Source organism: Pseudonocardia bannensis (assembly GCF_012911875.1).
Lineage (GTDB): Bacteria > Actinomycetota > Actinomycetes > Mycobacteriales > Pseudonocardiaceae > Pseudonocardia > Pseudonocardia bannensis.
Window position 1 is genome coordinate 20,493 of the sequence record NZ_JAAXKZ010000071.1, and the last position, 9,572, is coordinate 30,064.

12 protein-coding genes are annotated in these 9,572 nt (G+C 71.3%); 3 read left to right on the top strand and 9 right to left on the bottom strand.

Features of this window, described 5'->3' with window-relative positions:
- The first annotated feature begins 285 nt into the window (after positions 1-285).
- Entirely contained in the window at positions 286-1,011 is a 726-nt protein-coding gene (locus HF519_RS18415) for an MmpS family transport accessory protein (protein ID WP_211170219.1), read from the top strand.
- Here HF519_RS18415 and HF519_RS18420 read toward each other — a convergent pair.
- The 4 genes from HF519_RS18420 to HF519_RS18435 are packed head-to-tail and all read right to left on the bottom strand — an operon-like array spanning position 995 to position 3,838.
- Positions 995-2,320, bottom strand: coding sequence for a DnaB-like helicase N-terminal domain-containing protein (locus HF519_RS18420; protein ID WP_169414207.1), 1,326 nt, complete (start codon positions 2,318-2,320; stop codon positions 995-997). The genes HF519_RS18415 and HF519_RS18420 overlap by 17 nt on opposite strands.
- Entirely contained in the window at positions 2,317-2,574 is a 258-nt protein-coding gene (locus HF519_RS18425) for a hypothetical protein (RefSeq protein WP_169414208.1), read from the bottom strand. The genes HF519_RS18420 and HF519_RS18425 overlap by 4 nt, the downstream gene beginning before the upstream one ends.
- Positions 2,571-3,014: a hypothetical protein gene (locus HF519_RS18430; RefSeq protein WP_169414209.1), complete on the bottom strand. Its 444-nt coding sequence runs from the start codon at positions 3,012-3,014 to the stop codon at positions 2,571-2,573. Before HF519_RS18430 ends, HF519_RS18425 begins: the two co-directional genes overlap by 4 nt.
- Complete coding sequence (locus tag HF519_RS18435; protein ID WP_169414210.1) at positions 2,987-3,838, bottom strand: hypothetical protein; 852 nt, start codon at positions 3,836-3,838, stop codon at positions 2,987-2,989. Before HF519_RS18435 ends, HF519_RS18430 begins: the two co-directional genes overlap by 28 nt.
- A gap of 104 nt (positions 3,839-3,942) precedes the next feature.
- On the opposite strand from HF519_RS18435, the gene HF519_RS18440 reads away from it, so the two are divergent.
- Both HF519_RS18440 and HF519_RS18445 read left to right on the top strand, forming a co-directional pair.
- Positions 3,943-4,248: a hypothetical protein gene (locus HF519_RS18440; RefSeq protein WP_169414211.1), complete on the top strand. Its 306-nt coding sequence runs from the start codon at positions 3,943-3,945 to the stop codon at positions 4,246-4,248.
- Positions 4,249-4,448: 200 nt separating this feature from the next.
- Positions 4,449-5,426, top strand: a complete 978-nt coding sequence (locus tag HF519_RS18445) for an aminoglycoside phosphotransferase/kinase family protein (RefSeq protein ID WP_169414212.1) — start codon at positions 4,449-4,451, stop codon at positions 5,424-5,426.
- Between the two features lie 315 nt (positions 5,427-5,741).
- Here HF519_RS18445 and HF519_RS18450 read toward each other — a convergent pair whose 3' ends face one another.
- The 5 genes from HF519_RS18450 to HF519_RS18465 all read right to left on the bottom strand — a co-directional run bounded on the left by HF519_RS18450 (position 5,742) and on the right by HF519_RS18465 (position 9,341).
- Positions 5,742-7,025, bottom strand: coding sequence for an IS701 family transposase (locus HF519_RS18450; RefSeq protein WP_312860189.1), 1,284 nt, complete (start codon positions 7,023-7,025; stop codon positions 5,742-5,744).
- Between the two features lie 73 nt (positions 7,026-7,098).
- A complete protein-coding gene (locus tag HF519_RS31545; RefSeq protein ID WP_246244445.1) occupies positions 7,099-7,416 on the bottom strand; it encodes a transposase in 318 nt (105 codons plus the stop codon).
- Positions 7,338-7,691 (bottom strand): hypothetical protein, encoded by a 354-nt coding sequence (locus HF519_RS31550; protein ID WP_246244451.1) that lies wholly within the window; start codon positions 7,689-7,691, stop codon positions 7,338-7,340. Before HF519_RS31550 ends, HF519_RS31545 begins: the two co-directional genes overlap by 79 nt.
- Positions 7,613-8,152 carry a helix-turn-helix domain-containing protein gene (locus HF519_RS31555; protein WP_312860190.1) on the bottom strand — a complete coding sequence of 180 codons (540 nt, stop codon included), beginning with the start codon at positions 8,150-8,152 and terminating at the stop codon, positions 7,613-7,615. Before HF519_RS31555 ends, HF519_RS31550 begins: the two co-directional genes overlap by 79 nt.
- A 241-nt stretch (positions 8,153-8,393) precedes the next feature.
- Positions 8,394-9,341 (bottom strand): TerC/Alx family metal homeostasis membrane protein, encoded by a 948-nt coding sequence (locus HF519_RS18465; protein WP_246244436.1) that lies wholly within the window; start codon positions 9,339-9,341, stop codon positions 8,394-8,396.
- Positions 9,342-9,572: the final 231 nt, after the last annotated feature.

Below are 9,572 nucleotides of genomic sequence, written 5' to 3' on the forward strand. Positions count from 1 at the left end.
CGCTCGCGGCAGCCCGAGGCTGCATGGCGGCGCGTGGAGCGTCCGCGAGACCACGGACAGCCCGTCTCACGCCGTTCGGCAGTGGGCGACCGACGTCGAGCTCGATCGCCATGTTGTGCAACACATGCGTCAGCCGGCCAGTAACCAGAATTGACGATCCGTCCATGCGGCATGTAAGGGACGATCCGTTCGGCGGCGATGACTAGGCGGTATGGCCCTGTGAGGTCGTGCCCGATGACCTCTCGATCCAGCTGAACGCGGGCAGCACCGCCTAGGAGAACAGTCATGACCTCGCCTCACCCGCACAAGGCCACCCGTCGGGGTTGGCGGTCTCTGTGCCGGCTGGTTGTCGTTCTCCCGCTCGCGCTTGCGGCGGCCGGCTGCGGCCAGTCGAGCGCCGTCACCCCGGATTCCGCCGCGCCTGCCTCTGCAACGGCTGCGTCCACGACCACGGCTGACCCGGCGCGCTTCGGTTACGCGATCATGCCGGACCTAACCGGGCTGACCGGGGAACAGGCCAGCCAGGCCCTTCGCCGTGCCGACTTCCACTACATCGACTACTCCCAGAACAGGAACGCGACGATGTCGTCGCGAGTCGTCTCCCAGAACCCCGCGCCGGGAACGCGATGGAACAAGCTCGACAAGGTCTCCGTGGCGCTTGCTCCCTCGACCGCAGCGAGCACCGCGCGTACCACCGTTGCCGCCGCACCGACGACGACCCAGGCCCCTGAGCCCGTCTCCGACACCTGGACCTACAAGGTCACCGGGCCGCACAAAGCGATGATCACCTATGCGGCCAAGGGCGGGAACACCTCCCAGGTGTCCAGCGCGAAGCTGCCGTGGAGCAAGAGCGTCGAGAGCCCCGGCTACGCAAGTATGTCGTTCGCCTACGTCTCCGCTCAGAACTCCGGAGGCGGCACCATCTCGTGCCAGATCATCGCCCCGTCTGGAAACGTCGTGTCCGAGAACTCCTCAGAGGGCGAGTACGCCATCGTCACTTGTCAGAGCTGAGCGCCGCGCTGAGATCGGCCTCGCTGCTCGCAGAGGCCATGTAGGCGCCCTGAGTTAGGTATCGGCGAACGGCGATCCGGCGGCGCGCAGCGGCCGTGTCGGCGCGGGGGCGTGGCTGCGGAACCCGCTCGGCGGGCGGGGTCAGCGCGGCCGCCGCGGTGGCCGCGGCGTTCCCGCCGAGGCGGCGCGCGGTCGCCTCGACCGTGGTGAGCACGCCCTGGGCTCCGCGGAGGACCTCCTGCCCGGTCTTGGCCCGGTCCCCGGCCAGCTGCTGCAGCTCGCGGTGGGCCTGCCCGGCGGCGCGGCTGAGCGCGGCGCGGGCGACGGTGTCCACCGCCCGGTACCCCGAGACTGCATCGGCGCGGGCGGCCACCCGGGCAAGCTCGGCCGCGCCGAGACCGGGCCCGTAGTCGGGGGTGGCGCCCTGGCGCTCGACCTCGACCGCGACCAGCACGAAGTCGACCGGGTCCCCCCGCCGGGACAGCGCGCGGATCGCCTGCCAGGTCGCGGCCACCTCCGCGGTCGTGAAGTCCTCGGCGAGCAGCCGGTCCTCGACCAGCCCCCGCACCTGCGGGGAGACCAGGCACGCCCCGATCAGGCTGTACTCCGCACGCTGCACACCTGCCGCGGTGAGCGGGGGACGGGGGTGCCCGATCTCGACGTCCGGTGTGGACCCGGCGGCGCCGGGTCCGGTGGCGGGGGTGGCTGGGTCGAGAGCTGCGGCGATCCGGGAGCGCAGCGCTCCGGAGTCGCCGAGACGGCTGGTGAGCTCGCGCAGCCGGGCGGTGGTCTCGGCCAGCACCGGGGCCATGACCTCGGCGGCGGTGTCGGCGTCCTGCCCGGTCGCGTGCCGGGCGTACTGATCGATGCGGGTCCCGGCGGCCTGGACCTGGCGGCGGATCGAGTCCTCCAGCACGACCCGCGCGTAGCGGACGTGCTCGCTGCGGACCACGCCCTGGTTGGCCTCGTGCTCCTCGGCGCGCGGGGTGGCCGGGGTCATCGACAGCAGGTCGTGCAGGGCCGGCGCGGACAGCGGCCCGATCCCGCCCCGGTCCACGTGCGCATCGTGGTACTCCCCGCGGGCCAGCACCTCGGGCAGCGACAGCAGGTCGACTTCCCTGCCGTCCGCGATCAGCCCGGTCATCGTCTGGTAGATCGCGCGGTGCGCCCAGTGCCCGAAGTCGGTGGGCTCCAACCAGTCCGCGACATCGCGCACCCGCCGCGGATCCCACAGCAGCGCACCCAGCAGCGCCGAGGCCGCCAGGTCGGTCGCCGTGGTGCGCGCTGCGTCCGGGGCGCCGGTGCTCATGGCGTGCTGCCGCGCTCGGCTCGCGCCACGGCGGCGTCGGCAGCGCGCCGACGGGCGGCCAACTGGGCGAAGGTCGCGGCCAGCTCGGCGGGCGCGGGCACGAAGTCCCCGGCCTCGCCCCCGGTGTCGGGGACATGCCACCACCGCTCGTCCAGCTCGACCGGGACCGGGAAGTGCCCCGCCAGCAGCGGGCGGGCGCGGCCCTCGGCGAGCAGCCGGCGCATGTCCGCCGCGGTGATCGTCGCGGGGCTCATCGGCTCCGTCCCCTCTCCGGGCTCGCGGTGTTCTGCCGGGTCCGCACCGGCCGCGCGCCGGCCGGTACCCGCTGGGGCGCGACGCGGTTGTCCGCGGCCGGGGTGTCGCCGGGGGTGAAGGTGACCTCGGCGCGCGCGGCGGCCGCCGACGCCGCGCCGCGTGCCTCGGCGGCGATGGCCCGCTCCCCCGCGGCCAGGTTGTCCTCGACGCGGGCGTGGTCCTGGCCCGTTAGGTCCTCGCGCTCGACCGTGTCGGGCACGTCCGGGGTCGTCCGCTCGTGGGCGGCGTCGCGCTCATGCCCGCCGGCCCGCGCCTGGGCGGTCTCCGCGGCCGCGGTATGGCCGGCCGCCTCGGCGCCGTCGCGTAGACGGGCTTCCAGCCGGGCGTCACGGGCCGGGAATCCGAGCCCGATCACCGACTCGAGCCCGACGCGGTCCACCGCGCTGGTCTCGTCCAGTTCGTCGGTCCAGCCAGTTCGTCGGTCCAGCTCAGGTCGGGCTCAGCGTCGGCCCGGCCTGGGAACGGATCGGGCCGTTCGGGACCGGACTGTTCATCGCGGGCTTGCTTGCGGAGGTTCTGGGCCGTCGAGCTCATCAGCGCGGTGGTGTAGGCCGCGGGCCGGCCGGCGGTGGAGATCCGCCCGGCCGGCAGCGACTCCAGCATGTCCTCGACGGGCAGGCCTCCCCGCTGCCATGCGTCGATCCGCTTGGCCAGCCCCGGCCAGCCCGAACAGCCCACCACCTTGTCCGCGACCGAGCGCGGCAGCCCGCGGGCAACGAGATCGACCATCGCGGACCGGTCGGGCAGCGTGGGCCGCAGCCGGTCTGACTCGACGCGGCGCCCCACGATGGCCCCGAGGTAGCTCGCCGGGTCGTTCGCATCGCCGATCTTGTCTGCTGCCAGATTGTCCAGCAGAGCCGCCACCGATCGGCCCTGCTGGTACTGCGCGAACAGCCCGTCACGCAGCCGGTCGTAGCCCGGGCTCTGGCGGACCTTGTCCAGCACCTCGCCCGGCAGCGCGGCGACCAGCAGCGGACTGACCGCGCTCTCCATCGCCTCCGCATCGTCGACGCCCGATCCCCCCGCGCGGGCGGCGCGGCTCGTTGCCCCTACGCCCGGTTCGGGTCCGGTTCGCTGCGGGTCGCGGTCCGGCGCTGCGTCGTCCTCGGGTGCCGCGGCGCTCGGCTGCTGGTCGTTCGTCGCCCACACCCCGTCGACGTCGGTATCGTGGATGCCGTCGACCCACAGGTAGACGTAGTCCACGCCGGACAGATCGCGGGCGGCGACGGTGGCGACGACGCCGAAGGCTCCTGTATGCGCAGTTCAGAGGGGAGTCTGGGCCCGTCGGAGTGGCGACCCGCACGGTCGTGGCTGTCCTCTTAGAGCACCGCGAGGAGTTCACGGACGACGTCCAGGAGCTGCTCGACATCCTCGCGGAGCCCGCCGACGATCGCCCGTCACCCGCCGTTACCGATCCCATGTTCCCGGCCGACCTGAAGATGCTCGGCCTCGTGGTCCGCACGATCACCAACAGCGGAGCACTCAACCGCCGGCCTGCCACTACTCGGGTCAACTCTGCCCTGATGCGGGCGGAGGAGTTGGTCGGCACCTATGGCACGGTCACGGCGCCGGCGGAGCGGTACCGGGCGACGGAAGGCCCGGCCCTCCCCTGAACCCTGGTTTCCCCTGCAACCCCGGAAACCACAGGGTTTCTCGGAATACCCGTGTTCCACTGAACGCTGCAGCGCTTACCCAACCAAGCAGGCGGCGATCATCGGCCCGGCCGAGTACGTGATCGCACCCGAGACGGCCGTGGGCGCGCTGCGGACCGGCGCACGGTTTCAGCGTGTACCGCTGTGCCACCATCCGCAGCATGCCGCTACCGGATGATCTGGCCGCTGACCAGGTGCGCGACCGTCAGGACCGCGCGGTGGCGGCCGCCCGCTCCGCGGCCCGCGAGCTCGGGCTCACGGTGACCGAGCCCCGGGTGCTCTACGACGCGTTCTCCGTGGTCGTGCACCTCCACCCGGCTCCGGTCGTGGCACGGGTGCCCACAGTGCTGCCCCGCACGGTCGTCGCGGACCCCGCCGGCCAGAGCGCCCAGCAGCTCCGGGAGTTGGACGTGACGGCGTGGCTCGCCGAGCGTGGGCACCCGGTCGTCGCGCCGAGCCCGCTGGTGCCCCGCAAACCCGTCCGCCGCGACGGGTTCTCCATGACGTTCTGGCAGTACGTGGAACAGGTGCCGACCGAGCCGAGCACGGGCCTGGACGACCCCGAGCGGATCGAGGGTGCCGCGGGACTGCACGCCGCGCTGCGCGACTACCCCGGGGAGCTGCGCTTCCTCATGCCGCTCGACGCCTCGATCCCGGACGGGCTCGCGCAGCTGGAGCAGCGTCCCGACCTCCTCGACACCGACGGGCTGCGCCGCGCCCGATCGGAGTGGGCGCTGATCGAACCGCTCACCTCGCCCGAGGGGTTCGCGGCGCGGTTCCCCGGCCTCGACGTGCACCCGGTCCACGGGGACGCGCCGACCTACAACGTGATCGTCACCCCGGAGGGCCCGCTGTGCTCCGACTTCGAGCACGTCATGCGCGGCCCGGTGGAATGGGATCTCGTCTCGGCGGGCCCGGCTGCACGTGCCACCTATGACGCGGCCGCGGCCCGGCTCGGCCTGCGCCCGCTGGACGAACGGTTGCTGCGTGTCATGGAGGCCGCCCGCACCCTGCAGCTCCTCGCCTGCCTCCCGATGGCCCCGCAGCTACCCGGGCTGGCCGGCTGGCTCCGGCCCATGGTCGAGCAGTGGCAGGCGTCTCCGCCCCTTAGAACAGTGGTCCCAGAATCTGGGGACTGAGTCCGCTCGACTCATACGCCGCTCGACAGCGGCCGCCGCGATGGCTGGAGCCTGGACGGCGTCCACGCCGGGCGTTGTGGCTCGCGTGGCGAGCTGATCCGCGACTACGGCCCGTTCGAGCGCAACCCGAGCGGCAACGAGGCCGGGCACGCCGAGGGCTGCGAGCGGAACGCCCGCGCCGCGTGGCGGGTCTGGGTGGACGCCGACTAGTAGGGCTTTGTTAGGTCGGGCCTGGGTAGGGGCGTCGGCAGGTGCGGCAGGCGCCGGTCCAGACGCCGAGGAGGGTCTGGAGTTCGCGGAGGACGGCGTAGAGGGTCAGGCCGGCGCAGGGGCTTTTGGGTCGTAGCGCAGCGAGGTGCAGAACGCCTGGGCCAGTGCGGTGAGGGTGACGTGGCGGTGCCAGCCGAGGTAGCTGCGGCCTTCGAAGTGGTCCAGGCCGAGGCCGTCTTTGAGTTCGCGGTAGTCGTGCTCGATGCGCCAGCGGATTTTCGCGAGCCGGACGAGTTCGCGTAGCGGGGTGTCGGGCGCCATGGTGGAGAGCCAGTAGTCGGTGGGCTCGGGTTTCCCGGGCGGCCATTCGGCGATCAACCAGCACTCGGGCAACGTGCCGTCCGGCGCTCGGGGGATGTCGCGGTTGGCCGGGCGCACCCGCAGGGCGAGGAAGCGGGAGGTCATCGCCGCGGTTGGGTTGCCGGGGTGTTTGCGGGTGCCGTGGCGCCAGGTGACCCTGCGCAACGCGCGTCGTCCCGCGGTGAGGGCGAGCGCGGCGAGAGTGGACCGGGCGTCGGGGTAGCGCGGCACCGGGGGGCGGCCGCGGCCACGGTAGGGCGGGGTCATCGGCTGGGCATCGGCGAGATAGGCGCTGGTCGTGGCCTGGACTGCCAGGACGTAGGGCAGACCGCGAGCTTCGAGCTCCAGCCGGAACTCGGTGCAGTCGCCGTAGCCGGCGTCGGCGACCACCGGCCGCGGGTGCAGGCCCCAGCCGCCTGCCTGCTCGTCGCCGGTGATCTCGTCGAGCATGTCCAGGGCCTGGCGCCACTTCTCCCGGTGTCGCACCTGGTCGGGGATCTTGCTGCGGGCCCGCCGTCGTCGGATCTCGGCCGCGGCTTCGGGGTCGTCATCACCATCGACGGTGGCGTCGTCCCAGGACTTCGGGAGGAACAGCCGCCAGTCGATCGCCGCGGAGGCCCAGTCGGTGACCGCGTGCACGCTGACCCCGATCTGACAGTTCCCGACCTTGCCCAGCGACCCGGAGTACATCCGCGCCACGCCGGGCGAGTCGACGCCGTCCTTCGGGAAGCCGGTGTCGTCGATGACGTAGGCCCGCGGGTCGATGAACTCCTGCGCCCACCGCGCCAGCCGACCGCGGACCTCGCCGTAGTCCCAGGTCGACGACGTCACGAACTGCTGCAACTGCTGATGGTCCACACCGAGACGGGCGGCCATCGGCTGCATCGACTTGCGCCTGCCATCCAGCAACAGCCCGCGCAGATACAGCTCGCCCTTGGCCCGCTGATCCGACCGGACCAACCCACCGAGCATCCCGGCCGCGAACGCCACCAGCCGCGGCCGGACCTGCGCCATCTCCTCCGGAGTCACGACCCGAACAAGATCACACGGGACGCCGGATCAACGGGAACGACACACCTAACAAAGTACTACTAGTGGCTTGTCACGCAGCCTTGAACGGGTAATCGGTCCAGGTGCGGATCGGAGAGCCGACCGCGAAGTTGACCTTCGGCTGGGCTCGGGCGTTGCGCCGGCGGACGTAGGCGGGGATCGCCACGTTCTGCTCGTCGTGGCTGCGGTGGTCGGTGCCGTTCAGGGCGAAGTAGCGCAGCGCGGCGAAATCGGCCTCGATCCAGTTCAACCACGACCCGTAGGTCGGCAAGAACACCAACTCGACCGCGTTCACGGCGCACCACTCCCGGACGCGGGCGTGGCGGTGCGGGGAGAAGTTGTCGCAACGTAGAGCTTCTCGCCGGGCCAGCGAGCTCGCAGGACCTTGAGCAGGTCGAGGAACTCGATCCAGCGTTTGCGCTCGCGGATCCGGTAGAACAGCTTGCCGGTGGTCAGGTCGAGTGCGGCGAGCATGTGCATCACCCCGGACGTGCGGGTGTAGGTCGCCCGCTGCCGCCGCGGCCGGCGCTGTGGCCGCCAGGCTTTGCCCGTGCGTGGTTGCAGGTTCAGCGGCCCGAACTCGTCGACGCAGAACACCCGGCCGTCGGCCGGCGGGTGGTCGTACAGGTCCAGGACCCGGCGCATCTTGGCGATGAGGTCCGGGTCGGTGGAGGCCTTCCACGTGGTCGTGGTCTGCCACGAGACACCGCCGGCGTGCAGGATCCGGCGCAGCGGCTCGCGGCTGAGCCCGGCGACGATGCCCTCGGCGAGTAGGTGCTCGCGCAGCTTGGCCAGCGACCAGGTGGAGAACGCGGTGATGCCCCAGTCGGCGGGGGACTCCGGGCGATCGCACCAATCCAGGTGCGGAGCTGCTCACCGATCTTGCGCGGGCGTCCCCCGCTCGGTTTTGGGTCCAGTGCGTCGAACCCCTGCTCGGTGAACGCGTGGATCACGTCCCGCACGTAGTCGTCGCTGACCTGCAGCAACGACGTGATATCGCGGACGGCCTGGCCCTGGGCGGACATCAGAACCACGATCGCGCGGCGCAGCCGGAGCGGGTTGCGCGCGGTCCGGGTGATCCGCTGCAACTGCCGGCCCTCGTCCATCGACAACGGCCGCACGAAGACGCTCGGTCGGCGAGCCACAACCACCTCCCGCACTCGATGTGCAAGCAGCCTCGTGGGGGCGACAGGCGAGATCAATTACCTGGTCGATCCAGCGTGTCGAGCCACTAGCGCCGGGGCTCCCTGGGTGGGCGGGCAGACAGCAGCACGACGCTGGTGAACAGCAATGCGGCCAAGACCAGTACGGTCACGCCGACGTCGATGAGGATGTCGATGAGCATGGTCAGCTTCCGGGTGTGGTTGCTTCCGAGCGGCGGCGGGAGCGCTGGCTGGTCAGCGTGACAACCGCCAGGATCAGCACGATGACCGCGAGGGAGATCGGTGTGGGGACCTCCGGCACGGCAGGCCAGATTCCGTGGGCCCAGTGCAGCACCAGCTTCACGCCGATGAACGCGAGAATGAGCGCGAGCCCGTGGTTGAGGTGGGTGAGCTTGGCCAGCGCGGAATGCAGCACGAAGTACAGGGCGCGCAGGCCCAGCAGGGCGAAGGCGTTGGTGGTGAACACCAGGTACGGATCGGCGGTGATCCCGTAGACCGCGGGCACGGAATCGATGGCGAACACCACGTCGGTGGCGAAGATCGCCACGACCGCGACGGTCAGCGGGGTCAGGGCACGCCGCCCGCCCTCGCGGACGATGAGCTGGGTGCCGCGGTAGTCGTCGGTGACGGGCATCAGCCAGCGCAGCAGGCGCACTGATCGCAGCTGCGCCACGTCGCGGTCGACGGCGGCCCCGGTGACCGCCTCGTGCAAGATCTTGATGGCGGTGGCGAACAGGATCGCGCCGAACACCAGGAATGCCCAGGTGCCGGCCTGCAGCAGCGCGGCGCCGGCCGCGATGAGGATGCCGCGCAACACCAGAGCTCCGACGATGCCGTACAGCAGCACGCGCTGCTGGAGCGCGGCCGGTACGGCGAAGCCGGCCAGCAAGAGCATGAACACGAACAGGTTGTCCACCGATAGGGACTTCTCCACCACGAATCCCGTGATGAACTCCAGCGCCTGAGCACTGCCGAAGGCCGCCCACAGGAACACGCCGAACCCGAGCGGCAACGCGAGGTAGAACACCGACCACCCCGCGGCCTCCCGCAACGAGACCTCGTGCGGGCCGCGGGTCACCAGAAAATCCGTGACCAACAAGGCGAGCAGCACGGCGATGCTGGCGGTCCACAACGACGGCGAACCGATCGACTCCGACGAGGCGGCAAGAGCGAACGAATGGCAATGCACAGCGGCTCCCTCGAACACCAGTGAGCTTGGCCCCCAGCGCCGGACACTGAGCCTTTGCCAACCTGGCAGACGGGCAGGTCGGCGTACGTACGGCGTGGCCTGACCACGAAAAAATGAAGCTCCTGGTAGACGGGCGATTGCCTAGATCAACTCGCCTCACCAGGAGCTTCACGT